The organism is uncultured Phascolarctobacterium sp. (assembly GCF_902463975.1).
Taxonomy (GTDB): domain Bacteria; phylum Bacillota; class Negativicutes; order Acidaminococcales; family Acidaminococcaceae; genus Phascolarctobacterium_A.
In genome coordinates this window covers 1-25,041 of the sequence record NZ_CABQHJ010000017.1, presented here as the reverse complement: position 1 = coordinate 25,041, position 25,041 = coordinate 1, and the positions used below count along the sequence as shown (strand labels likewise).

General features: G+C 46.9%; 28 protein-coding genes. 25 read left to right on the top strand and 3 right to left on the bottom strand.

What is annotated here, in order from left to right; translation table 11 throughout:
• Positions 1 to 27 precede the first annotated feature (27 nt).
• The 23 genes from rplM to RDW05_RS06245 all read left to right on the top strand — a co-directional run bounded on the left by rplM (position 28) and on the right by RDW05_RS06245 (position 21,313).
• A complete protein-coding gene (gene rplM / locus RDW05_RS06355) occupies positions 28 to 465 on the top strand; it encodes a 50S ribosomal protein L13 (protein ID WP_021720962.1) in 438 nt (145 codons plus the stop codon).
• Between the two features lie 21 nt (positions 466 to 486).
• Complete coding sequence (rpsI, locus tag RDW05_RS06350) at positions 487 to 879, top strand: 30S ribosomal protein S9 (RefSeq protein ID WP_009145170.1); 393 nt, start codon at positions 487 to 489, stop codon at positions 877 to 879.
• A 144-nt stretch (positions 880 to 1,023) separates the two neighbouring features.
• Positions 1,024 to 2,517, top strand: coding sequence for a gamma-glutamyltransferase family protein (locus RDW05_RS06345; protein ID WP_307978264.1), 1,494 nt, complete (start codon positions 1,024 to 1,026; stop codon positions 2,515 to 2,517).
• A 231-nt stretch (positions 2,518 to 2,748) separates the two neighbouring features.
• Positions 2,749 to 3,126: a holo-ACP synthase gene (locus RDW05_RS06340; protein ID WP_293724903.1), complete on the top strand. Its 378-nt coding sequence runs from the start codon at positions 2,749 to 2,751 to the stop codon at positions 3,124 to 3,126.
• A complete protein-coding gene (locus RDW05_RS06335) occupies positions 3,123 to 4,673 on the top strand; it encodes an NAD(P)H-hydrate dehydratase (protein WP_307978263.1) in 1,551 nt (516 codons plus the stop codon). The genes RDW05_RS06340 and RDW05_RS06335 overlap by 4 nt, the downstream gene beginning before the upstream one ends.
• 104 nt (positions 4,674 to 4,777) lie before the next feature.
• Entirely contained in the window at positions 4,778 to 6,052 is a 1,275-nt protein-coding gene (locus RDW05_RS06330; protein ID WP_307978261.1) for an N-acetylmuramoyl-L-alanine amidase, read from the top strand.
• A gap of 16 nt (positions 6,053 to 6,068) precedes the next feature.
• Positions 6,069 to 6,605, top strand: a complete 537-nt coding sequence (locus RDW05_RS06325) for a GerMN domain-containing protein (protein WP_276706386.1) — start codon at positions 6,069 to 6,071, stop codon at positions 6,603 to 6,605.
• A gap of 94 nt (positions 6,606 to 6,699) precedes the next feature.
• A complete protein-coding gene (gene tsaE, locus RDW05_RS06320) occupies positions 6,700 to 7,173 on the top strand; it encodes a tRNA (adenosine(37)-N6)-threonylcarbamoyltransferase complex ATPase subunit type 1 TsaE (RefSeq protein WP_298884913.1) in 474 nt (157 codons plus the stop codon).
• Positions 7,154 to 7,849 (top strand): tRNA (adenosine(37)-N6)-threonylcarbamoyltransferase complex dimerization subunit type 1 TsaB, encoded by a 696-nt coding sequence (tsaB, locus tag RDW05_RS06315; protein ID WP_307978259.1) that lies wholly within the window; start codon positions 7,154 to 7,156, stop codon positions 7,847 to 7,849. The genes tsaE and tsaB overlap by 20 nt, the downstream gene beginning before the upstream one ends.
• Positions 7,822 to 8,298 carry a ribosomal protein S18-alanine N-acetyltransferase gene (rimI, locus tag RDW05_RS06310; RefSeq protein ID WP_307978258.1) on the top strand — a complete coding sequence of 159 codons (477 nt, stop codon included), beginning with the start codon at positions 7,822 to 7,824 and terminating at the stop codon, positions 8,296 to 8,298. The genes tsaB and rimI overlap by 28 nt, the downstream gene beginning before the upstream one ends.
• On the top strand, positions 8,291 to 9,313 hold the full coding sequence (gene tsaD, locus RDW05_RS06305; RefSeq protein ID WP_307978257.1) for a tRNA (adenosine(37)-N6)-threonylcarbamoyltransferase complex transferase subunit TsaD: 1,023 nt from the start codon (positions 8,291 to 8,293) through the stop codon (positions 9,311 to 9,313). Before rimI ends, tsaD begins: the two co-directional genes overlap by 8 nt.
• 168 nt (positions 9,314 to 9,481) lie before the next feature.
• Positions 9,482 to 10,873, top strand: a complete 1,392-nt coding sequence (locus RDW05_RS06300) for a histidine kinase N-terminal domain-containing protein (protein ID WP_307978255.1) — start codon at positions 9,482 to 9,484, stop codon at positions 10,871 to 10,873.
• On the top strand, positions 10,863 to 11,450 hold the full coding sequence (locus RDW05_RS06295) for an ANTAR domain-containing response regulator (RefSeq protein ID WP_021719493.1): 588 nt from the start codon (positions 10,863 to 10,865) through the stop codon (positions 11,448 to 11,450). The genes RDW05_RS06300 and RDW05_RS06295 overlap by 11 nt, the downstream gene beginning before the upstream one ends.
• A 269-nt stretch (positions 11,451 to 11,719) precedes the next feature.
• Positions 11,720 to 12,013, top strand: a complete 294-nt coding sequence (groES, locus tag RDW05_RS06290) for a co-chaperone GroES (protein WP_021719494.1) — start codon at positions 11,720 to 11,722, stop codon at positions 12,011 to 12,013.
• 108 nt (positions 12,014 to 12,121) lie between these two features.
• The gene (groL, locus tag RDW05_RS06285) at positions 12,122 to 13,753 is read left to right on the top strand and encodes a chaperonin GroEL (protein ID WP_009145698.1); all 1,632 of its coding nucleotides are present in this window, start codon (positions 12,122 to 12,124) and stop codon (positions 13,751 to 13,753) included.
• Between the two features lie 210 nt (positions 13,754 to 13,963).
• The gene (locus RDW05_RS06280; RefSeq protein WP_298884899.1) at positions 13,964 to 14,530 is read left to right on the top strand and encodes a chromate transporter; all 567 of its coding nucleotides are present in this window, start codon (positions 13,964 to 13,966) and stop codon (positions 14,528 to 14,530) included.
• A gap of 12 nt (positions 14,531 to 14,542) precedes the next feature.
• On the top strand, positions 14,543 to 15,112 hold the full coding sequence (locus RDW05_RS06275) for a chromate transporter (RefSeq protein WP_307978254.1): 570 nt from the start codon (positions 14,543 to 14,545) through the stop codon (positions 15,110 to 15,112).
• Positions 15,113 to 15,293: 181 nt separating this feature from the next.
• Complete coding sequence (bioB, locus tag RDW05_RS06270) at positions 15,294 to 16,283, top strand: biotin synthase BioB (RefSeq protein WP_293724929.1); 990 nt, start codon at positions 15,294 to 15,296, stop codon at positions 16,281 to 16,283.
• Between the two features lie 251 nt (positions 16,284 to 16,534).
• Complete coding sequence (gene rapZ / locus RDW05_RS06265; RefSeq protein WP_009145703.1) at positions 16,535 to 17,395, top strand: RNase adapter RapZ; 861 nt, start codon at positions 16,535 to 16,537, stop codon at positions 17,393 to 17,395.
• A gap of 12 nt (positions 17,396 to 17,407) precedes the next feature.
• A complete protein-coding gene (yvcK, locus tag RDW05_RS06260) occupies positions 17,408 to 18,769 on the top strand; it encodes a gluconeogenesis factor YvcK family protein (protein WP_293830681.1) in 1,362 nt (453 codons plus the stop codon).
• 43 nt (positions 18,770 to 18,812) lie between these two features.
• Positions 18,813 to 19,751: a DNA-binding protein WhiA gene (whiA, locus tag RDW05_RS06255; protein ID WP_293822799.1), complete on the top strand. Its 939-nt coding sequence runs from the start codon at positions 18,813 to 18,815 to the stop codon at positions 19,749 to 19,751.
• Positions 19,748 to 20,614 (top strand): polysaccharide deacetylase family protein, encoded by an 867-nt coding sequence (locus RDW05_RS06250; RefSeq protein WP_307978252.1) that lies wholly within the window; start codon positions 19,748 to 19,750, stop codon positions 20,612 to 20,614. The genes whiA and RDW05_RS06250 overlap by 4 nt, the downstream gene beginning before the upstream one ends.
• A gap of 147 nt (positions 20,615 to 20,761) precedes the next feature.
• Positions 20,762 to 21,313 (top strand): biotin transporter BioY, encoded by a 552-nt coding sequence (locus RDW05_RS06245; RefSeq protein ID WP_307978251.1) that lies wholly within the window; start codon positions 20,762 to 20,764, stop codon positions 21,311 to 21,313.
• 63 nt (positions 21,314 to 21,376) lie between these two features.
• On the opposite strand, the gene RDW05_RS06240 is transcribed toward RDW05_RS06245, so the two are convergent.
• From RDW05_RS06240 to RDW05_RS06230, 3 genes are read right to left on the bottom strand one after another with little or no spacing between them, the layout of a single operon-like run.
• Positions 21,377 to 21,910, bottom strand: coding sequence for a TlpA disulfide reductase family protein (locus RDW05_RS06240; protein ID WP_307978250.1), 534 nt, complete (start codon positions 21,908 to 21,910; stop codon positions 21,377 to 21,379).
• Positions 21,911 to 21,953: 43 nt separating this feature from the next.
• The gene (locus RDW05_RS06235) at positions 21,954 to 22,772 is read right to left on the bottom strand and encodes a 4Fe-4S binding protein (RefSeq protein ID WP_307978248.1); all 819 of its coding nucleotides are present in this window, start codon (positions 22,770 to 22,772) and stop codon (positions 21,954 to 21,956) included.
• Positions 22,765 to 22,896: a CD1871A family CXXC motif-containing protein gene (locus RDW05_RS06230; protein WP_307978247.1), complete on the bottom strand. Its 132-nt coding sequence runs from the start codon at positions 22,894 to 22,896 to the stop codon at positions 22,765 to 22,767. Before RDW05_RS06230 ends, RDW05_RS06235 begins: the two co-directional genes overlap by 8 nt.
• Positions 22,897 to 23,207: 311 nt before the next feature.
• Between RDW05_RS06230 and scfA the strand changes: the two genes are divergently transcribed.
• On the top strand, positions 23,208 to 23,354 hold the full coding sequence (gene scfA / locus RDW05_RS06225; RefSeq protein ID WP_009145710.1) for a six-cysteine ranthipeptide SCIFF: 147 nt from the start codon (positions 23,208 to 23,210) through the stop codon (positions 23,352 to 23,354).
• Between the two features lie 78 nt (positions 23,355 to 23,432).
• Positions 23,433 to 24,830 carry a thioether cross-link-forming SCIFF peptide maturase gene (gene scfB, locus RDW05_RS06220; protein ID WP_276635006.1) on the top strand — a complete coding sequence of 466 codons (1,398 nt, stop codon included), beginning with the start codon at positions 23,433 to 23,435 and terminating at the stop codon, positions 24,828 to 24,830.
• Positions 24,831 to 25,041 lie beyond the last annotated feature (211 nt).

Sequence of the window (25,041 nt, the reverse complement as noted above, 5' to 3'; positions counted from 1 at the left end):
GGAAAATATCTAGGAGGGACACAAGCGATGAAATCTTTTATGGCTAATCCGTCTAACATCGAACACAAATGGTACGTTGTTGACGCAGCTGATAAAACTCTGGGCCGCCTGGCTGCAGAGGTTGCAAAAGTCCTGCGCGGTAAACACAAACCGACCTTTACCCCGCACATGGACACCGGTGATCACGTAATCATTATCAATGCAGATAAGGTTGTTCTGACCGGCAAAAAACTGACTCACAAAATCTATTTCCGTCATTCTGGTTATCTCGGCGGCGACAGCTATGTAAAAGCTGGCGACATGCTGAAGAAAAACCCTGTAAGAATGGTAGAGCTCGCTGTTAAAGGCATGATTCCGCACAACAGCCTCGGCGCTCAAATTTTCTCCAAACTTCATGTATATGCTGGCAGCGAACATCCGCATGCAGCTCAAAAACCTGAAGTAATGGAAATCAACGTTAGATAATATCCGGGAGGGAACAAATAAATGGCAGTAGTTACTTATAACGCAACTGGTCGTCGTAAATCTTCTGTTGCTCGCGTTCGCCTGGTTCCGGGTGAAGGCAACATCGTTATCAACGACCGTGAATTGAACAAATACTTTGGTCTGAAAACCTTAGAGCTGATTGTTAACCAACCGCTCGAAGTTACCGAAACCAAAGGCAAATATGACGTACTCGTTAACGTAAACGGCGGCGGCATTTCCGGCCAAGCTGGTGCTATCCGTCACGGCATTGCTCGCGCTCTGCTGAAAGTTGACGCTGAATTCCGTCCTGCTCTGAAAAAAGCAGGCTTCCTGACTCGCGACCCGCGCGAAAAAGAACGTCGTAAATACGGCTTGAAGAAAGCTCGTAAAGCTAGCCAGTTCTCCAAACGTTAATTTTTGGTTTACTGTCAAGCACCAATCACAAACACAAATCGCACAAATTACTCCGCAACTATTGCAGTTGCGGAGTTTTTGTATTGTCTGTGTTGTTGGTTTTATGTCTGTAAAATACCTTTTGCTTCCGCAGGCCTGCAAACCTTGCTTAAGGGCGGTAACGCAATTGATGCTGCTATTACTGTTGCAACCTGTCAGCCTGTAGTTGAGCCTACCGGTAATGGCCTGGGCAGTGACTGCTTTGCACTTATCTGGTATAAGGGCAAGCTGTATGGCATTAACGGCAGCGGTCCGGCTCCGATGGCTGCTTCTATCGCCGCTTTGAAGGAACGTGGCTTTGATAAAATTCCTCCCTATGGTGTTGAGCCGATTAACGTTCCGGGTGCTGTAGGCGCATGGATGGAAATTCATAAAAAGTTTGGCAAGCTGCCTATCAAAACTGTTATGGAACCCTCCATCAACTATGCGGAAAACGGCTATCCTGTTTCTCCGAACATGAGTCGCCTGTGGGAAGAGGCTGACGGCTTCTATACTAAATATAAAGATAGACCGGAATTCAAAGGCTGGTTTGATACCTTTGAGCCTAACGGACATTGGCTGCAGCCGGGCGAAGTATTCAAGAATCCCGATATGGCTAAAAGCCTGCGCCTGATTGCCGAAACCTATGGCGATGCTTTCTATAAAGGTGAACTGGCAGATAAGATTGATGCTTTTATGCAAGAACATAACGGCTTCCTGCGCAAGAGCGACCTTGAAGCCTATAAGCCGGAATGGGTTGAACCGCTGAGCGTTAACTATCGTGGCTACGATATCTGGGAGCTGCCTCCTAACGGTCATGGTATTACCGTACTTATGGCGCTGAATATTCTTAAGGGCTATAACTTTACCGAACGCGATACTGTAGAAACAATGCACAAGCAAATCGAAGCTATGAAGCTGAGCTTTGTTGATACTAAAGAATATGTTGCCGAGCCTTCCTACATGAAGGTTACTGCCGAGCAGCTTTTGAGCGAGCGTTATGCCGCAGACCGCCGTGCTCTGATTAATGATAAAGCACTGGAGCCGGTTGTAGGTGACCCGCGTTACAGCAGCACTGTTTACTTCTGCACCGCTGATGCCGAAGGTAATATGGTCAGCATGATTCAGAGCAACTATCGTGGCTTTGGCAGTGGTATCGTTGTACCAGGAACTTCCATTTCCTTTAATGACCGTGCCGAGAACTTCTCTTTTGATGAAAATCATCCGAATGCACTGCAGGGTGGCAAGCGTCCGTATCACACCATTATTCCTGCCTTCATGACCAAGGATGGTCAGGCTGTTAGTGCCTTTGGTATTATGGGCGGCTTTATGCAGCCGCAGGCTCATGTTCAGGTTGCTATGAACATGATTGATTTCGGCCTGAATCCGCAGCAGGCGCTGGATGCTCCGAGATGGCAGTGGATCGGCGGTAAAACTGTAGAGGTGGAACAGGATACTCCTAACCACATTATCCGTCAGCTGCAGCGTATGGGCCATAACGTTGTGGTTCAGCCCGACCCGTATCATATGGGCCGCGGACAGATTATTATCCGTGATGAGGATGGCGTGCTGTGCGGTGCAACTGAAAAGCGTACAGACGGACAGATTGCCTGCTTCTGATTTAACAGCAGCTTAATAAAAAACTATTTCCCCGGTATTGCGTATTTGCGCGATATCGGGGATTTTTGCAATGATGAAGAAGTAAAGCTTGCCGATATCTGTGGTAAAAGAAGCCTCTCTTTAAATTTTGCAACCTTTTTGTGAAAAACAAAAATAAAAAAAGGATTTTAGATATACTTGCAAGAATTAATAATAGTTAAGTTAAAAAGCTGCGTGAAGGAGTGAAAGTAGATGATTGTAGGCATTGGCTGTGATATTATCGAAATAGAACGTATTGCCCGGGCAATAAAGCGCGAGTCTTTCATTCAGCGTGTATTTACAGCAAAGGAGGCTGCTTATTGCCAAAGCCGTGGCCAGCAGGCAGCAGCAAGCTTTGCAGCTCGTTTTGCAGCTAAGGAAGCAGTGCTGAAGGCTTTGGGAACAGGCCTGAGAGAAGGTTCATTGCAGGAAATAGCTGTAGCTAATGATGCATTAGGTAAACCTTTGGTGCAGCTTAGCGGGCACTTTGCAGCGCTGTCCAGACAGCTTGGCGTAAAAAATATACAAATCAGCCTGAGCCATAGCAGAGATTTTGCTGTGGCCTATGTGATAATGGAGGATGACAAATGAAATTAGTAAATGTACAGGAAATGAAACAGCTTGATCAACTGGCGACAGCGGAATATGCTGTACCGGGAATCTTATTGATGGATAATGCAGCGCAGGCTGTTGCCGATGCTGTTAATGATAGCTTAGATGAGCTGGATGGAGAAAGCGTAGTTGTTTTTTGCGGTGGCGGCAATAATGGCGGTGATGGCTTCGGTGCTGCCCGTTGGCTGCAAAATTATGGCGCCAAAGTACGCGTTTTTGTTGTGGGCAAGGCATTGGAGGCTGTGACCGGTGATGCTGCAGCAGAGCTTGCGATGCTGCAAAAAACTGATGCTAAGGTAGAGGCTATTGCCAGCGAGGATGATTGGCTGCTGGCGGAGCTGGCTGTTGCCAAGGCAGATTTGTTGGTTGATGCGTTAGCAGGAACTGGTTTCCACGGCGAGCTGGAGGGAGATATTCTGCGTGCCTGCAAGCTGTTGAATGAAAGCGAAAAATATATTGTTGCTGTTGATGTGCCTACGGGTGTAAATGCAGATAATGGTGCTGTTGCTGAAAATGCAGTGCGTGCAGATAAAACTGTAACTATGGCTTTGCTGAAAACCGGTCTTTTACTTTATCCAGGTCGCGAATATTGCGGTGATATTGAGCTGGCAGATATTGGTATGCCTGCAAAAATGGTTGATGAATGTGCGAGCAAAAAATATCGTCTGACAGACGATATTGTGCGCGAGCTGCTGCCGCTGCGTAAGGCAGATGCGCATAAGGGTGATGCCGGACGCGCTGTAATCTGCGCTGGTAGCCCCGGTTTTACCGGTGCTGCAGCCTTGAGCAGCTACGCTGCTGTTAAGGCAGGCGCTGGTCTTGTTTCGCTTTATACACCGCTCAGCAGCCGTGATGTGCTTGCAGGCAAGCTGACAGAGGTTATGGTGCATGGCTTGCTGGAGCGCATGCCTGGTATTTTGGGCGGTGGTGCTGCAGGCGATGTTGCGAAAAATGCTAATGCAGCTGACGTGCTGGCGATTGGCCCCGGCTTAGGCACCAGCGAAAGCACCCAGCAGGCAGTGCGCGATATATTGCTGCAGCTGCAGGTGCCTGTTGTTATTGACGCAGATGCACTGACAGCTTTGCAGGGACATACAGAAATTTTGACGCAGATGCAGGCAGCAAAGGTGCTGACACCGCATCCTGGCGAAATGGCACGCCTTATTGGCAAGGAAATCAGTGAAATTAATGCTGACCGTATTAATATTGCTATGCAATACGCTAAGGAATGGAATGCTATACTGGTGCTCAAGGGAGCGCCGACAGTTATTGCCTGCCCGGACGGCACTGTTTATGTCAACAGCACTGGCTCTAGTGTCTTGGCTACAGGTGGCAGCGGTGATGTGCTGACAGGTATTATTGCCGGTCTGGCAGCGCAGGAGATTACTTTGCAGGAGGCTGCTGTTTGCGGTGTTTATCTGCATGGAAAGGCTGCGGATATCAGTGGTATTGATATTGGTCTGGCAGCAGGTGAGCTGGCGCAATATTTGCCGGAAGCGCGACATGAGGTTCTGAAAGGCAATTAATGCTTTAATACTAATTTTGTTTACAGACTTCCGCAATTAGTGTTAAAATATATTGTTGAAGTAAAATCTTTAGTAAGGGTATATAAGTTTGCGAGGTGGAACTATTGCGCAAGATTTTCCTGCTGACGCTTTTGGCCTGCTGTATGCTTTTAGGCGCGGTTGCTCAGGCGGCGCAGATAACAGATGTAAAATGGGGTGTCAATAAAGCAGACGTTCTGCGTATTGTTGTTGATGTAACGGATACTGCAGGCTATGCTGTTGATATGGATGGCAATACGCTGAATTTGACGGTAAACGCTGATAAGGGAGCGCAGGTGCCGCAGAGTAAGGCTGTAAAAAGCTCTTTGGTTGATTCCTTGAAAATTGTGGATAAAGGCAGCTATACGGTGGTGCGTGTACCGCTGAAACAGCGCCTGCTGGAAAAAAGCTATAAGGCTTTCGTCTTAAAGAAGGATCCTGCAACAGGCCGTCCCTTCCGCGTAGTGCTTGATATTACGCCAAGGCAGGCTTCCTACAGCGGTTCCGGTGCTGCAACCACCGTTGTAAGCAACAGACCGGTAGTAAGCAACCGTCCGACAAAGACTAACAGCAGCATCAAGCAAAATACTGTTGTCAAGACAAATACTACAGTGGTTAAGACACCCGATAAGAAAAAGAATAATAAAAAGAAAACCGAAACCAAGAAGGTTGACAATAAGAAAAATACTGTAGCTGCTAAAACAGAAACAACGGTAAACAAACCGGTCAATAAATCTGATACTGATAAGCTTGCGGTAATCAAAGGAAACGGCAGGTTCCGTACAAGCGGCGGTCTTGACGGTAAAATTATTACCTTAGATGCAGGCCATGGCGGCAGCGATCCGGGCGCTATCGGCAGTGACGGTACTAAGGAAAAAAATATCACCCTGGCTATTACAAAAATAGTTAAGGAAATTCTGGAAGATAAGGGTGCCAAGGTTTATATGACGCGTACTACCGATGTTGATGTATTCGGACCTAATGCTAGTGATGCTGAGGAGCTGCAGGCACGTGTAAATGTTGGTGAAAAATATAATTCAGATATGTTCGTCAGCCTGCATATCAATTCTTCTGTCAATAAAAATATCGGCGGCTTTTCTACATACTACTATCCGAAAACCGATAATGATTTGCGCTTAGCCAAAAATATCCAAAATAAGCTGGCAGCTAATTTCGGTGTAGATGATCTGGGTGTACGTCAGGCAAACTTTTATGTTATCAAGCGTATTAGTATGCCGGCAGTTTTGGTTGAAATGTGCTTCATCAGCAATGAAAAGGAGCTGACCTTGATGAAGGGACAATGGTTCCAAAAGAAAACAGCTCGCCTGATTGCTGAAGGCATTGAAAAATATTTTGCATAATACGGAGGCGGCAAGAATGAGAAAGCTAATTTTATTGATGCTGCTTTTGTGTGCAGTAATAGCAAGCGGTTGCAGTGAAAATGTTCCGCCGAAAGAGGATGCTAAGAATGCGGCAACTGCTGTAGTGCAGGAAAAAAAGGATATCAGCTTTATTGTTTATCGCGCAGCTTCCGATGGCAGCGAAAAGCTGTTGCCGGAAAAAATTACGATGAAGGATAACGGCAAAAGTTTGCCGGAAAATGCTTTGATTGCTTTGGTGACTACTAAGCCGCAGGACGCGAAGATGGATGATGTTGTACCTATCGGCACTAAGGTGCGCAGTCTGAAAATTGAGCAGGACGGCACTGCCTATGCTGATTTTACGCGCGAGCTGGCCAAGAAGGGACAAGGCTCCTATGGCGAGATGATGCTTTGCTACGCTATTACCAATACCTTGACAGAGTTTCCGGAAATTAAACGGGTACAGATTCTGATAGAAGGTAAAAAGGCTATTACCTTGAGTGGTCATATGGATATTGAGGATCCGCTGACGCGTAATACGACTTTATTGTAAAAACAAAGAAGCGGTACTGGTAATTCTGGTGCCGCTTTTTCAAATTATTGATTACTATGGCAAATACTTTTGCCAAATGTGAGGAGAGTTGTTTATGGAAATTTATTTGCAGGACAGCGCTGCAACGGAAGCCTTGGGAAGGCTTTTGGGCAAGCATGCAGCAAGCGGTGATGTGTACTGCCTGAGCGGAGATCTGGGAGCAGGCAAAACGCTGCTCAGCCGCGGTGTTGCTGTAGCCTTGGGTGCTGCGGCTGAAGATGTCAACAGTCCGACCTTTGCCATCATGAATGTCTATCAGGGGCGTGAGCTGGAAATAAGGCATTTTGATTTATATCGCCTCAACCGTCCGGAAGAGCTGGAGGACATTGGCTTTGAGGAATATGCCGGAGGCGATGGCGTAACCTTGATTGAATGGGCTGAGCTGTTCAAGGAGGAGCTGCCGGAGGAATATCTGCAGATTACATTGCTGCATGATGGTGAAGGCCGTCGTGCTGTGCTGCAGGCTCAGGGTGAAAGATATGAAAAACTGCTGCAGGAGGTAGAAGAAGATGCTGACTTTAGCAATTGATACGGCTACTAAGGTGTGCACGATTGCTTTATGCCGTGATAAGGAAATTTTAGCTGAATATACGATAAATATGGGGATGACACACAGTGAAGGACTGCTGCCGCAATTAGACCAGCTGCTGCAGCGTACCGGTGTGCAAAAGCAGGACATCGAGCTTTTGGCTGTCAGCATGGGCCCCGGTTCCTTTACCGGTTTGCGTATCGGTCTGGCAACGGCAGAGGCTATGGCCTACAGCTGGCAGTGCTGTCTGCACGGTGTTGATACTTTAAAGGCTATGGCTTATAATATTCAGCTTGAAGGCAGGGTGCTGTCACCGGTGCTGGATGCGCAAAAGGGCAATTTTTATCAGGCCTTATATGAATGGCGCAATGGTGAGCTTGTAGAGCTTGCACCTGTTGAGGTTGTCAGTGCGGAAAAAGCGTTGGAAAGAATTGCCCTGCAGGGAATGCCTGCGCTGCTTTTGGGCGAGTGCAGCAAGCTCGCAAAAAACGGTCTGCCTGATTTTATCAGCGTAGCACCGGAAGCATTGCGTATGCCTAAAGGCAGCTCTGTTGCTTTGGCTGCGTTAGCAGAATTTGATGCAGAAAACGATAAGAAAATTTTTGGCCTGGAGCCATACTATATCAGAAGATCGGAGGCTGAGGAATTGTGGGAGAAGAAGCACAAGCAACAATAAGCTTCAGAGCAATGACGGAGGCAGATATTCCGGCTCTTGTTACCATTGAGGCACAATCCTTTTATGATGCCTGGAATGAGAATATGTTGCGTAATGAAATAGCTAATGAGCTGACTACCTATCTGGTGATGGAATGTGCCGGTAAGTTAGTCGGTTATGCAGGCTTCTGGCTGGTGGCTGGCGAAGCACAGATTACGCGTGTGGCTGTTGCTGAGGAGGAGCGCGGCCAAGGCTATGGTACACGCCTGACGGCAGCAATGGTGAACAAGGCCTGGGAGCTTGGTGCTACGGCGATGACGCTGGAGGTGCGTGAGGGCAACATTGCCGCGCAGAAGGTTTATCTGACCTGTGGCTTTGCCAGCGAGGGCATTCGTCCGAATTATTACGAAGACAATCATGAAAATGCAGTTATAATGTGGCTGTATAAAGAAGGAGCAGGCCATGAATAAAGAGCAGAAGGATGTATATATTTTAGGTATTGAAAGCAGCTGTGATGAAACTGCGGCTGCCGTAGTAAAGAACGGCCGTGAGGTACTGAGCAATATTATTTCCTCACAAATCGTTATTCACCGTAAATTTGGCGGTGTTGTGCCGGAAATTGCTTCACGTAAGCATATTGAAAATATTATGCCTGTTATTGATGAGGCTTTATCTCAGGCAGGCGTCGGCATGGAGCAGATAGACGCTGTTGCCGTTACCTATGGACCTGGTCTGGTCGGCGCGCTGCTTGTCGGCCTTTCGGCCGCCAAGGCGCTGGCCTGGGCAACGGATAAACCGTTGATAGGTGTCAACCATCTTGAAGGCCACGTATTTGCCAATTTTTTGGCAGACAGCGAGCTGAAGCCGCCGTTCATGGCGCTGGTTGTCAGCGGCGGTCATACGGCGCTGCTGAAGGTTACCGGCTATAACAGCTTTGAGCTTTTGGGACAGACGCGCGATGATGCGGCAGGCGAAGCCTTCGATAAGATTGCCCGCGTTATGGGGCTGCCTTATCCCGGCGGTCCGGAAATTGAGCGTCTGGCATTGGACGGCAATGACAAAGCTATTGATTTTCCGGTAGCACGTCTGGATAAGCCTTACGAGTTCAGCTTTAGCGGTCTGAAATCTGCTGTAATCAATTATCTGCACAACCAGCAGCAGGCAGGCCGTGAGGTGAACCGCAGCGACGTGGCGGCATCCTTCCAGCGTGCAGTTGTGGATGCACTGGTTAAGGAAGCTGTGCATGCTATGCAGCATACCGGTTATAATAAAATTGTACTGGCCGGAGGTGTTTCTGCCAACAAAACACTGCAAAACACGCTGGCAAAGGCTATGGAGGGGATTGGCGCCCAGCTGGTACACCCGACACCGATTTTGTGTACCGATAATGCCGTAATGATTGCCTGTCGTGGGTATTTTATGTATCAGACAGGTAGCTTCAGTCCATTGGATTTAAACGCTAATCCATCGTTGAAATTAGGCTAAACAAATGTCTTTTATGGTGTATAAGCCTGTGGATGTTGTGGATAACTTGGAAATATCCATATATAAGCGCATTAATGTTGTGGAAAAGCTTGTGGATATAGTGGATAAAATAGTGGATTAATTAGAAAAAGCTGTGGAAAGGACAACAGCAGGAAGAAGAGGGGAAACATGCTGAGCAATTTAACAGCAGAACAAAGAAACAGTTTACAAGCTATGCCACAGGTGCTCGGCTTGGCAGCAGATATAGCGCATGCTGCTGTGACGATTTATCTGCCGGGAGAAAATAAAAAGTTTTTAAATGTTTATAAGCAGGAACAGCCGATGACTCAGGTTGGCAATGTGCGTCCTGATATGACAGGGCGACGTGTGCGGGCGGTTGAGGAACCGCTTGTAGCGCGTGTGCTGCAGAAAAATGTGCCTGTCAACGGCAAGCGGGAGTGGGCCTTGGGTATGTTCAGCAGCCTGAAGGTTTTCCCGCTGCGCGACAGTCGTGGCCATTGCTATGGCGCTGTAAGCTTTGAAAGTGCTGCTCCTGATGATATTATTATTGCCCAGGCGCTGGAGCTTTTGTGCAGCCTGCGCCAGGATGTGAGCAATAACAATAACTATCGCCGTCTGCTGCCTTCTGACGGTATTATGGTGGTAGATACCAACAGAGTGATTATTGCTGCCAATAATCGTGCGCGACACATGTTTGACGTGATGGATATTTCCAACCTTATTGGCTGCCGTACTAATGATGTTGCTATTAACTGGCCGCTTGTTGGCATGGTTATGGAAACTGGCACGGCAGAAAGCAAGGAGTTTACCATGCATGGGCTGTTGCTTTCTATACGCATTCTTCCGGTAATACCAAGGCCGAAGGCTGGTTGTGCAATTGTCATTTTGCAGGATATCACTGAGCTGCGAAAAAAGGACGAGGAGCTGCTGATAAAATCTGTCGTAATCAAAGAGATTCATCACCGCGTAAAGAATAATCTGCAGACTATTGCCAGTCTTCTGCGCTTGCAGGAGCGCCGCGCGCAGTGTGATGAAACTAAAATAGTTTTGCGTGACTGCGTCAACAGAGTCAACAGCATCGCAATTGTGCATGAATATCTATCGCAGCAGGATGCTGGTCTGATTGATGTCGGTAAAGTAGCTAAGGGAATTTATCAGGCGATTATCAGCAGCATGCTGAATCCTGAATTTATGCTGCATGCTGATTTTAAAGCAGATCCTGTACAGCTGCCATCGGACAAGGCGACGAGCATTGCGTTGATTTTAAACGAATTGCTGCAGAATACTATAGAACATGCTTATGAAGGGCGCATGAGCGGCAGTCTGCAGGTGCGTTTTACAGAAGAGAGCAAACAGTACGTTTTGTCAATTGCTGATGACGGAGTTGGTCTTCCGGAAGGTTTTTCCTTAAATAGCAGTCGTCATAGCTTAGGGCTGAAAATAATCAAGACAATGGCGGAAGCAGACCTGCAGGGAAGCTTCCGCTTGACGAATCGTGAGGATGGCGGTACACTTGCTTTAGTAACAATTCCAAAGGAGGGGCTGGAAGATGTTAAATAAACTGAGAATATTATTGGCAGATGACGAAGCTATTTTGCGTCTTGATTTGCGCGAAATGCTGGCAGATGCCGGTCATGACATAGTAGGCGAGGCAGCGAACGGACAGGAGGCAGTGAAGCTGGCTGCAGAATTAAAGCCGGATTTTATCATCATGGACGTAAAAATGCCCGTCATGGATGGTATTACGGCCGCAAAAATCATTGCTGCCGATAATATTGCTCCGGTATTACTGTTGACAGCATACAGTCAGCAGGATATTGTTGAGCAGGCATCTGAGGCAGGCGTTATTGCTTATCTTGTTAAGCCTGTGCGTGAGGAGCAGCTCTTTCCGGCAATGGAGATTGCAGCCAAGCGCTTTCAGGAAATGCAGAAGCTTAATCTGGAGCTTGATAAGCTGAAGGAAAGTCTGGAGACACGTAAGCTGCTGGACCGTGCCAAGGGTATTCTGATGACAGCGCATGGCATGACGGAACAGGAAGCGTATCGTAAGATGCAGCAGTTCAGTATGGCTAAACGTATCAGCCTGAAGGAGCTTGCGGAAAGCATTATTGCCGCGGCGGCGAAGAAACAAGGATAAGCTAAAAGAGCAGTACGAACTGCTCTTTTTTTGTGCTCAAGCAGAATTTTGAACCTGCGAAGCAAAAAAATAGAGCGCTGAAGCAGGTTTTTGAGGGTGTGAAGCTGAATTTGCGACAAATTTGTAAAAAACAGCAAAAAAGTACTTGCATTTTTTCCTAATATGGATATAATAAGAATTGTGGTTAGCACTCGTGATAAATGAGTGCTAATAACCAAGAAGCAAATTACTCTCACGTTAGTAAGAATACTCGAAAGGGGTTATGAAAAATGTTAAATTTAAAACCTTTGGCTGATCATGTTATTGTTGAGGCTGTAGTAGTAGAAGAAAAAACCGCCAGCGGTATTTTCCTGCCGGACACCGCTGTGAAAGAAAGACCGCAACAAGGTAAAGTACTGGCAGTTGGCGCTGGTAAATATGACCACGGCGTATTTGTAAAACCTTCTGTTAAGGTTGGCGATGAAGTAATTTTCGCTAAATATAATGGCACTCCTATTAAACATGAAGGTAAGGAATATCTGATTCTCAATGAGCGTGATTTATTCGCTGTAATCGAGAAATAATTTTTGGCGTTGCAGAAAGCACCGTCTGTGTCGTTATCGGTACTGCACAAAGCACGGCGCAAATCAATATGTAGTTTAATAATAAAGTAACTTAAGGAGCGATATAAAATGGCTAAACAAATCCTGTTTAATGAAGAAGCTCGTCGCAGCCTGGAGCGTGGCGTAAATGCTCTGGCTGACGCTGTAAAAGTAACCCTCGGTCCTAAAGGCCGTAACGTTGTACTGGAAAAGAAATTCGGCGCACCGACCATCACCAATGACGGTGTAACCATTGCCCGCGACATCGAACTGGAAGATCCGTTTGAAAACATGGGCGCACAGCTGGTTAAAGAAGTATCCATCAAAACCAACGATGTTGCCGGCGACGGTACTACAACTGCTACTGTTTTGGCACAGGCTATGATTAACGAAGGCATGCGTAACGTAGCTGCCGGCGCTAACCCGATGGTTCTGAAAAAAGGCATCAAAAAAGCAGTTGACGTATTAGTTGACGAACTGAAAAATGTTTCCCAAAAGGTTGAAACCAAAGCAGCAAAAGCACAGGTTGCTTCTATCTCCGCAGCTGACGACGAAATCGGTAATCTGATTGCTGATGCTATGGAAAAGGTTGGTGACGACGGCGTTATCACTGTTGAAGAATCCAAGACTATGGAAACTCATCTGGAAACTGTTGAAGGCATGCAGTTCGACCGTGGCTACATTTCCCCGTATATGGCAACCGATGCTGATAAAATGGAAGCTGTTCTGAGCAATCCGTATGTATTTATTACCGACAGAAAAATCACCATGATTGCTGACATTATGCCGGTTTTGGAAAAGGTTGTTCAAAATGGCGGCGAACTCTTAATCATCGCTGAAGATGTTGAAGGCGAAGCATTGGCAACCCTGGTTGTTAACAAGCTGCGTGGCACCTTCAAGGCAGTTGCTGTTAAAGCTCCTGGCTTCGGCGACCGTCGTAAAGCAATGCTGCAGGATATCGCTACTCTGACCGGTGCAACCGTTATCAGTGAAGAAGTTGGCCGTAAACTGGACAGCGCAAGCATGGCAGACCTTGGCCGCGCAGGTCAGGTTCGTGTAACCAAAGAATTGACCACCATCGTTGACGGCTTGGGTGATAAAGATGCTATTGCTGCACGCGTTGCTCAAATCCGTGCACAAATTCCGGAAACCACTTCTGATTTCGATAAAGAAAAACTGCAAGAACGTCTGGCTAAACTGGCCGGTGGCGTAGCTGTTATCAAAGTCGGCGCTGCTACCGAAGTTGAGCTGAAAGATAAAAAACTGCGCATTGAAGATGCTCTGAACGCTACCCGCGCTGCTGTTGCTGAAGGCATTGTTGCCGGCGGCGGTACTGCTCTGCTGCAAGTACAGCCTGCTCTGGCAAAAATCAAAGCTACCGGCGATGAGAAGACCGGCGTAGAAATCGTTAAACGCGCTATTGAAGAGCCTGTTCGTCAAATCGCTTACAACGCTGGCCTGGAAGGCGCTGTTATCGTTGATACCATTAAACGCAGCCGCAAGGGCTATGGCTTCAACGCTCTGACCGAAGAGTATGTTGACATGATCGAAGCAGGTATCGTTGACCCGACTAAGGTTACCAGAAGCGCACTGCAAAATGCTGCAAGCATCGCTTCTATGGTTCTGACCACTGAATCCATCGTAGCTGACAAACCTGCTAAGGAAGGCGCTGCTATGCCGGCAATGCCTCCGATGGGCGGCGGCATGCCCGGTATGATGTAAGCTGCAGACCGGATGTCAAAATTGTATAATATAGCTTGAGTAGGCTATAGATTGCACACTCTGTTACTGATTTGGTAGCAGGGTGTGCTTTTTTGTTACAAAAAAGCTGATGTGAAAAATTTTCTGGGTATTAGTGTAGTCTAATTATGTTTTTTTGCTGGCAAATATGCTATAATAATTTCATTCTATAGACAGAAGGAGCTGTTGATAATGGGTGAAGCTGCAGCCGAAAAAGATTTTTACTGGAAGCTGTTTAAATCGACCTTTATAATTAGTGCCTTTACTATCGGCGGCGGTTTTGTCATCATTCCGTTGCTGAAGGCCAAATTTGTTGACGAGTATAAATGGATGGATGATAAGGAAGCGCTGAACCTGGTGGCGATTGCGCAGTCCGCGCCGGGTGTTGTGGCAGCCAATGCGGCAATCAGTATGGGCTACAAGCTTGGCGGTATCCGCGGTACGCTTACTGCTTTGCTGGCAACTATTCTGCCGCCACTGATTACCCTGAGCGTTATTTCCTATGCTTATGATGCCTTTGCGCATAACCAATATATTCAGCTGGTTTTGAAGGGCATGCAGTGCGGTGCGACGGCTATTATTATTAACGTGGCGATTGACCTGCTCAAAAAGGAGCTGAAGAAAAAATTGGCACTGCCGCTTTTGATTATTGTTGGTACCTTTATTGCCAATTATTTCTTTAATGTAAATCTGATGTATGCAGTCGTTGTGGATGCTATTATCGGCTTCTTCCTGCTGCGTGACAAAAAGTACGCGTAAGGAGGCGGCGAGATGTATATTTATTGGGAGCTTTTCTGGAGCTTTGTCAAGGTTGGTGCCTTTTGCGTCGGCGGCGGTTATGCTTCTATGCCGTTGATTCAGGCTGAGGTTATTGAAAATCATGCATGGATGACTATGCCGCAGTTTATTGATATTTTTACTATTTCGCAGATGACACCGGGTCCTATCGGTATCAATGCGGCGACGTTCGTCGGTACAAAGGTTGCAGGCTTGCCCGGTGCTGTTGCGGCAACTGTGGGCTTTGTTTTCCCTTCGGTGTTTATTGTACTGGCACTCGCAAAATTATTCTTTAAATATGGCGATATCGGTCCGATTCGCGGTATTCTGAACGGCCTGCGTCCTGCGGTTGTGGCACTCATCTGCTCTGCCGGATTAAGCTTTGTAATGCTGGCGCTGTGGAATACTGAAACACTGCCGAATGATTTTACCAAGGTGGATTTGCTTGGCTGTATCGTGCTGCCGATTTCCCTGTGGTGTATCCGTCATAAGGTAAGCGTTATCCGTACCCTGTGCATGAGCGGTGTTTTGGGCTTAATTTTGGGTATCGCGGGTATTCGCTGATATTTACTGTAATAGCGCGCTGCGCTGTGAGCTTTGGCTCGCGGCATGGCGTGCTTTTTGTTATATTGAAGTTAACTTCTGCAAATTAACGGTTGACGCAAGCGAAATTCTGCTATATAATAGATACAGTTAACTAACGAATGGCGTCGGTTAACTACTAAGGTTAGGGATGTGAATTACAATGCAAAAGATTATTGCACTGGCCGAGAAGGTTTTGAACGGTCAGGATATTACTAAAGAAGAAGCTGAATTTTTGATTAACGTGAGCGATGACGACACCATGCTGCTTTTAGCTATGGCTGATAAGATTCGCCAAAAATATGCCGGCGATGCTGTTGATTGCTGTGCAATCATCAACGGCCGCAGCGGTAAATGCAGCGAGAACTGCAAGTTCTGCGCACAATCCGCACATTATCATACCGGTGTTAAGGAATACGGTCTGCTGAGCGAAGAGGAAATCTTCAATGCAGCTAAAAAAGCTAAGGAAGCAGGTGCTGTACGCTTCTCCATCGTTACCAGCGGTCGTGGACAGAGCAAGGCTGATGACTTTGAAAACATCTGTCGTACCCTGAAACGTATTAAAGAAGAACTGCACATTGAGGTTTGCGCTTCTTTGGGCATTTTGACTGTAGAGCAGGCAAAAGAGCTGCGCAAGGCTGGCGTAACCCGCTATCATTCCAATCTGGAAACCGCAGGCAGCAACTTCCCGAATATCTGCACTACTCATACCTATGCTGATAAATTTGTTACCATCAAAAATGCACAGGCTGCCGGCCTGCGTGTTTGCAGCGGTGGTATTTTAGGACTTGGCGAAACACGTGAGCAGCGTGTAGAATGGGCCTTCACTCTGAAGGAGCTTGGTATTGACAGCGTACCTCTGAATATGCTGACTCCGATTCCGGGCACTCCGTTTGAAAACAACAAACCGCTGCCGCCGCTGGAAATTCTGCGTGCGTTCGCTGTTTTCCGTTTTGTTCTGCCGAAGGCACAAATCCGTACCGCAGGCGGTCGCGAAGTAAACCTGCGTGACCTGCAGGCACTGGCACTCAATGGCGGTGCAAGCGGCATTATGATCGGCGGTTATCTGACTACTGCCGGCCGCGGTACTGACCGCGATATGCAGATGCTCAAGGATCTTGATCGTCCGCGCAGCATGCCGAATCTGGATTAATTAGTTTTCCATGAATTTTTAATACAATCTTACACCTTAAAATCTCAAAAAGATAAGCAGACTGGAGTTGCGACCAGTCTGCTTATTTTTTTATGCGTGCGTGATAACGCACCGTCTTCCGCATCATCAATCTTTCGACGTATGAGAAATCCATATCATCAATCCATCATTTATTTGCGGACGCACTGCCCTCTACGGCAAATTTTATGATATAATATAAATTACTAATGACTTTCAAGAGGTGAAGCAAAATGCAGTCACACTTTCTTATTATTACCGGTATGTCCGGTGCAGGCAAAACGCAGGTTGTGCGTACCCTGGAGGATTTAAATTTCTTTTGCATTGACAATTTGCCGGCGACCTTGATTCCTAAGTTTGCGGAGCTTTGCCGTCAGACTTCGGAGGAAAAGGTAGCTCTTGTTGTTGATATCCGTGGCGGACGCTTTTTTGATAAGCTGCTGCAGGTTTTGGATGAGATGGAGGCCAGCGGCCAAAAATATGAGCTGCTGTTTTTGGATGCTTCCGATGCGACACTGGTGCGCCGTTACAAGGAAACGCGTCGTCGTCATCCCTTGGGTGAGCGCAATACCTTGCTGAAGAATATTACCTGTGAGCGTGAATTGCTTGATCCGCTGCGCGAAAAGGCTACGCATATTATTGATACCTCAACGCTGACTACGGCACAGCTGAAGGCTAAGGTAACAGAAATGTTTGGCGAGGGCTCTTCTAAAGAGCGTATGGGCATTGTTGTGCGTTCGTTCGGCTTCAAGCATGGTCTGCCGCTGGACAGCGATCTGGTTCTGGATGTGCGTTTTTTGCCGAATCCGTTTTATGTGGAGGAGCTGCGCAATATGACCGGCAACGACCGCCCGGTAGCGGATTTTATCTGCCGCTATCCGCAGACCTTCCAGTATCTTAAGCTTGAGGAGCAGCTGCTCGATTTTCTTGTACCGCAATATATTAACGAAGGCAAGGCACAGCTTGTTATCAGCGTCGGCTGCACAGGCGGACAGCACCGCAGCGTTTTTATTGCCAATAAATTGTACGAATATCTGCGTGAAAAGGGTTACAGCGTTGATGTGACGCATCGTGATATTCCTCACAGAAAGTAAGGGAGGAGCCTAATGGGTTGGATTAGTTGGCTGTGTCCCGGCATTAATTTGAAGCGTTGGCTGCTGCTTTTTGCAGTAGGTGTACTTTTATGTGCGTTGGGACTGGCTTTGTTTTTTAATTATCAGCTGATGGGCAAGGCGGAAGAGCTGCTCTTCCAGATGACCTATCTGACAACAGGACGCTATTCAAACGGCCTGATTATGACGATGGGCGTGGGCTTTCTTATCGTGGGCTTCGCTATTATGGTGTACGGAACACGTCGCTTAATCAGCTCGGTAGTATCTGTTGTAGTGCCTGACAAAAACGGTTCATTGATGGAAACGATTTTTATGCAGCGCAAGCTGACGCGTGGCCCGGCAATTACCGTTGTCGGTGGCGGTACCGGTTTGTCGACGCTTTTGCGCGGCATGAAGTATATCACTAATAACTGTACGGCCGTAGTAACAACTGCTGATGACGGCGGTTCTTCCGGTCGTCTGCGCAAGGAGCTGGGTATTATTCCTCCCGGTGATTTGCGTAACTGCCTGACGGCTCTGGCTGACCGCGAGCCGCTGATGGAGCGCCTGATGCAGTATCGCTTCCAGGGTGATTCCCCACTGGCAGGTCACTGCTTTGGTAACCTGTTCATTGCGGCGATGGCGCAGGCTGAAGGCGGCATGGAGGCCGGACTGAATGCTACGAGTCAGATTTTGAAGGTGCGCGGCAGAGTTATTCCGTCTACCTTGGAGAATATTCAGCTGCAGGCACGTATGACAGACGGCACTATTGTGACAGGTGAATCGGAGATTCCCAAGGTGCGCAAGCAAATCAAAAAGATGATGATGCTGCCGGCGGATGCGCAGGCAGCAAATGGTGCGATAGAGGCTATTTTAAACGCAGATGTACTTATTTTTGGCCCTGGCAGCCTGTATACCAGTGTTATTCCTAATCTTTTGGTAGAAGGAATCCGCGATGCTGTTGTCAGGTCCAACGCCATCAAAATCTATATCTGCAATGTTATGACACAGCCTGGCGAAACTGACGGCTATGGTGCTTATGACCATGTGCAGGCGTTGGTTGACCATGTCGGTACGCAGTTTTTGGATTACGCTATTGTAAATTCCCAGGATGTTACGTCAGAGCAGCTGCGTCAGTATGATGCAGAGGGCTCACGTCCGATTACGCCGGATATTGATAAAATCCGCAGTCTGGGAATTACGGTTGTACCGGCGCGTCTGATAAGCAAGGATGATTTGGTGCGCCATGATCCGCGTAAATTAGCGCGTGTACTTATTGCTTTGATTTATCGTCTGCGTCTTTTTGGGCGCGGCATGCAATTTTTTGATTACTTCTTTATGCGTGCAGGCATGAAGAAGCTGTATAAACAAAAATGAAACCAGACGCTGTAGTCTACAGGCTGAGAAGGGAGGAGTCTGCTTGTCTTTTTCCAATGATGTAAAAAATGAATTATCTCGTATAGAAACTAACGATGCGACCGGTGACAAAGCAGAGCTGCTCGGTCTTTTGCGTATGAGCGGTGCAATTGTTATCCGCGGTATGAATATAGGGATCCACTTTTCAACAGAAAATGCTGCTTTGGCCAGACGTGTACTGCAGCTGTTGAAAAGCAATTATCAAGTGCAGACGGAGGTAGTTATTACCCGTTCACGCCGCTTGAAGAAGAATAACCGTTATCAGGTACATGTAGTGCCGGCGCCTCAGGTAAGCAAGGCGCTGAACGAGCTGCAGCTCTTAAGTGTAGAGGGCGATTTGAAAAATCCGCTGCTTTCGCATCATGAAGGCAAGCGTACCTTTTTGCGCGGAGCCTTTTTGGGCGGCGGCAGCATCAGCCGTCCGGCCAGTGATTACCATCTGGAGATGGTTACCGGCAACGAGGATTTTGCTCATACGATTATTAAGGTTATGCAGAGCTTTTCCTTGAAGGCCAAGCTGACCGACAGAAAAAATGAGTATATTGTTTATCTGAAGGATGGCGAAAGCATTATCAGCTTTTTGAGCGTTATCGGCGCGCACAATGCGATGATGGAGCTGGAAAATGTCCGCATTGTCAAGGAAATGCGCAATAATGTCAACAGAGCAGTTAATTGCGAAACTGCGAACCTGAACAAGGTGGTTAAGGCTGCCGTGCGTCAGGTAAGCTGCATCCATTATATTGATGAGCATATGGGCTTGAGCGAGCTGCCTCAGGGATTGCAGGATACGGCGCGTCTGCGACTGCAGTATCCGGATGTATCGTTAAATGATTTAGTGGAATACTCCGGTGGTTTGGGTAAATCCGGCATAAATCATCGTTTGAAAAAGCTGCAGGATATTGCAGTAGGTTTAGGTATGGAATTGGAGAAAGCAGATAAATGATTAAGAAAGTATGCTTAGTATTCCTGGCGCTGGTTGTCGTACTTTTGGCGGCTGCAGGTGTTGCATGGAAGCTTAACGGCGAGCGTTGGCAGCAGGAATATGCGGCCTTTAGGAAAACCGGTGCACCGGTACTGATGTATCACGCTGTCGGTCCGGAAGAAGGCGCAGACTGGCCTAGAACGCTTATTATGAAGCCGGAGCTGTTTGAAGCGCATTTGAAGTACCTGAAGGAGCAGGGCTACACGATTGTGACGGTAGCAGAGCTGGCAGAGCGTCTGCAGCAGGGAAAAAGTGTAGATAAGTATGTTGCCTTGAGCTTTGATGATGGCTATAAGAATAATCACAGTGTAGTGTTGCCGTTACTAAAGAAGTATGATGCCAAAGGTTCTTTCTTTGTCATCAATAGGGACATCGGCGATGAGCTGCATATGAATGAGCAGGAAATCAAGGAGCTTATTGCTGCCGGTATGGAGCTTGGCTCGCATACCTACAGCCATAATCCGCTGGCTGCTATTGATGAAAAATATCTGGTATGGGAAACGGATACGTCACGTTATTGGCTGAAGAAGAAATTCGACGGCTATATTGTGCGTACCTTGGCTTATCCTAACGGCAGCTATAATGACAGGGTTATCGCTGCAGCGAAAAAATATGGCTTTTACAGGGCGCTGACTGGTCATGTAGGTGTCAATACGGCGGCTACGTACCAAAAGGCACCTTTTGAAATGTACCGTGTAACCGTTGCCGATGACGGAAACGGACTCGAGGGCTTTAAGAGACGCTTAGAGCAGGCATATTTCTTCGGCTTTTTGCAGACGAAGGGCATTGATATCAATATTGTGCGCGACATATTTGTGCGCTAAGGAATATTTAGGGAGACGGTTGTCTCCCTTTTCTTTTGCATATAAAGTTAACCATAAAAATAAATCGGTTGACAATGAGCGGAAATTAGCGTATCCTATAAACTATGAACTGTAACAAAGGTTACAGAAGCTTTGGAGGCGTAAATTATGCATTTGAGTACGAAGGAACTGATTTTATGCGCATTGTTTATTGCGCTTATTACTGTGGGAACGTTTATTAAAATTCCGGTAGGCACTGATGTCTATACATTGCAGTTTTTGTTTACTTTGCTGGCCGGTCTGCTGCTCGGACCGCGTCTAGGCGCGATTGCTGTTGGTACATATGTTGTGATGGGCCTGGTGGGCATTCCTGTTTTTGCATCCGGCGGTGGTCCCGGTTATATTGCACAACCGACCTTCGGCTATCTGCTGGGCTTTATCGTACAGGCTTGGGTAAATGGTGCCTGGGCACGCAAGGCTAAGCAAATCAATTTCCGCAGCCTGATAGAGGCAAATCTTGCCGGTATGGTAATTGTTTATCTGTTCGGTCTGGTGTGGTTCTATGTTGTGTCCAATTATATAATCAATGCACCGATTTCCGTGTGGGCGGTTATCTGGTACTGCGGTATTCTGCAGGTTATTCCGGATGTTGTGCTCTGCGTTGGTGCAGCGATGCTGGGTGTGCGCGGTTATAAGGCCGGCATTTGGCTTAAGGCATAAAAAAGGCAGTCCTGGCAATCTTTTAAAAAGATTGCCGGACTGCTTTTCGCTTTTAAAATGCTTTTAGAAGGTCTTCTGCAGGAAGGCGTCCAGGGAAGCTTCGTTCATGCTGCCGACTGTACTTGCAACTATGCGGCCATCGGCGCTGATAATATATGATGCAGGGATAGCGTCAATGCCGTAGGCTCGTCCGAGTGCTTGGTGGTCACCATAGGCGGCAGGGAAGGTGTAGCCCTTGCTTTTAATGAAACGTGCCGGTTCCTGTTCGTTATCATCTACGCTGAGGATAACAAAATGCATTCTGTCTTTATACTCGGCATATTTCTTTTCGATGTGCGGCAGCTCGCCGACACAGGGAGGGCACCAGGTCGCCCAAAAATTGATGAAGACAGGCTTACCCTTTAAGTCATTCAGACGCATGGTTTTGCCACTGCCTAACTCTTTGTAGCTGAAATCAGGTGCGACTTCAGCAGATGAGGCCTTCGCAGTGCTCATCTGCGGTTTGCTGTCGGCAGTTTTATCGGAGAAGGGACAGCTGCAGCCTGCGGTAAATAATAGCAATGCAGTCATAGATAAGGTTAGCAGAAATTTTTTCATGTTGACCTCCTTATAGGGATAAGAGAAAAATGATGTATATAAATTAAAACTTTTTGCCGAGAGAGATGGCCTTTACCGGGCAAACCTTGCGGCATTCACCGCAGGCGATGCATTCACTGTCGCCTACATGTTGACAATCCATCTTGCAGTGGTCCATACAGAGATTGCAGTTGATGCACTTGACATGGTTAACCTTCATGCCAAAGAGGGAGATTTTATTAAAAATTCCGTAGATGGCACCTAAAGGGCAGATGAAGCGGCAGAAGGGGCGATAGATGAAGATGGCTGCCAGCACAGTCAGGCATAACAGTGTCAGCTTCCAGATAAACAGCTGGCCCAAAAGCTCACGAAGCTGTGGCTTGAAAAATGCCAGAGGCAGAGCAGCCTCCAAAGTACCTGCGGGGCAGATAAATTTACAGAAGGCAGGCACGCCGCTGCCTGTGAATTGATAAAAGGCCAAAGGCAGCAGCAGGAGAAAAATCAATGCAATAAAATATTTTAGATAGCTTAGCAGATAGGTGAAGCGGTTGCGTTGCAGCTTTGGCGTAGAAATTTTGTAGAGCAATTCCTGCACGAGGCCGAAGGGACAGCCCCAGCCGCAGATAAGACGCGCAAAGATTAACGCAAAGAGCAGAATAAAGCCCAGCACATAGAAGGGAATGCGTAAAAATACACCGCTGAGCGAGCTTTGCAGCGAACCAAGCGGGCAGGAGCCTAAGGCTCCGGGGCAGGAGTAGCAGTTCAAACCCGGCAGGCAGATATTCTTGCTGCTGCCCTTCCAGATGTTGCCGGTGGTAAAGCCTGCAAAATTGCCGTTATATAGGAGGGCGGTGCAAATTTGTACAAGCTTACGTTTAACCAATGCCGATACACTCCAGACAAATTGTTGCTGCCTTGCGCCAGACAGCAAGATATTCTCTTTGGCTGATACCATACGCCAGCATGGCAGCGGCACTCAGAAGGATTAAGATACGTGTAGTTTTCATAGCAGGCCTCCTATATAATTTCTAAGAACATTCTAGCATATACGGAGAATTTTTACTATGAATGCATGACTATACATTATTGAAGTCGGGTAGTAAATAGCAAGGAAAAATATTAAATTATCTCTATCCATGAAATTATGGCTAGTTTTAAGGCAGTAATGTATTATTTACAGGATAAAATGGAAGATGATGAGACAATAGAAGGATTTAATAGTTTCTGTAAATGATTAACTTAAAAAAATCCTTGCAAAATAAGCTAAAACAGGGTAAAATAAAGCAAGTACTAATATATTTTTTTGGAGGTAATCGTTATGCGTAAACACATTAAAACTGTTAATAAAGCAATGCTGAACAAAACTCTGCGTACCGGTGGCTGCGGCGAGTGCCCGGCTTCCTGCCAATCCGCTTGCAAAACTTCCTGCACCGTTGGCAACCAGGTTTGCGAACACTGCAAATAATATCTGAGCTTAATGCAGCTCCCTGTCTGGTGCAGGGGGCTGTTTTACTATCTATGCAAAAAAGAAAGGTTGGAATACATGCTGATACATAAAATGCGTCTTGATGATAATATGGCTGTGCTGGATATCAACAGCGGTGCCGTTCATCTTGTAGACGATGTTATTTACGATTTACTTGATTATTATGATGGCAGCAACGATGCTGAGGCTATGGCTGCTTTGAAGGATAAATACAGCGAAGAGGATTTGCGCGATGCATTGGAAGAAATGCACGGCCTGCAGGATGAAGGTCTGCTTTTCAGCCCTTCATTTGACGTGCCGCCGACTTTTGCAGAAAAGCCGATTGTAAAATCCCTGTGCCTGCTTGTAACTCATGACTGCAATCTGCGTTGCGGTTACTGTTTTGCTGACACCGGTTCTTTTGGTGGCTGCCGTCAGCTCATGAGCAAGGAAACTGCGGAAAAGGCTATCGAGTTTGCTATTGAAGGCAGCAAGAAGCGCCATAACCTGGAGCTGGATATGTTCGGCGGTGAACCGCTGATGAATTGGCCGGTTGTTGTGCATATCACAGAATATGTACGCCGTCGCGAAAAAGAAACCGGCAAGAATATTAAACTGACTTTGACAACCAATGGTACTCTTTTAAATGATGATAATATCAAATTCCTCAACGATAACCGCGTTATGCTGGTTCTGAGCCTGGATGGCAAGAAGGAAACTCATGATGCTATGCGTCCTTTCCCGAACAAAGCTGGCAGCTATGATGCAGCAGTACGCGGCTTCAAAAAGGTAATTGACAGCCGTGAGGGCAAAAACTACTATCTGCGCGGAACCTATACCCATTTCAGCACCCACTTCTGTGAAGACGTGCTGGATATGACTAAGGTGGGCAAGGAGATTTCCGTAGAGCCGGTAGTAGGCATTGATGAACCTTGGGTATTGACTGAGGAAGATTTGCCGGTTATTTTCGATGAATATGATAAGCTGGCTCGTGCATATCTGGAGCGTCGTCGTGAAGGTAATCCCTTTGACTTCTTCCATTTTAATGTAGCACTTGATAATGGTCCGTGTGTTGCAAAGCGTCTGGCTGGCTGCGGCGCAGGTCATGAATACTATTGCATTACTGCTGATGGCGATATTTATCCGTGCCATCAGTTTGTAGGCCGTGAACAATATAAGATGGGTACCTTGGATACTGGTATTGTTACACCTGAGATGGTGCAGAAGTTCCGTCATACCCATGTTCTTACTAAGCCGGAGTGCAGCAAATGCTGGGCACGCTTCTTCTGTAGCGGTGGCTGCCACGCCAATGCGGATTTAATTAACGGTGATATTACCAAGCCGTATGAGTATGGATGTCGCCTGCAAAAGAAACGTCTGGAGAATGCTATCATTGTTCAGGCTGTTCTGTCTGCCGAAGCACAGGAAGGCGAGGACCTGCGTCCGCATATCAACAATTTCACTTACGAAAAATAATAGCTTTTTATTAGTGCGCTCTGCGAAAGCAGAGCGCATTTTTACGTTTTCATCGATAATAGTGAAAAATGCCGGAAAAAACAAGCAGGAAATTTGCTGCTGAGAAAGAAAAAATCTCGAAAATTTTTCGGGAGAAAGTGATTTTTTTACGCAAAATTTGCCGTTTTTCGGTAGAAAATCTAACTTTTTTTGAGATTTTTTGAAGAAATTT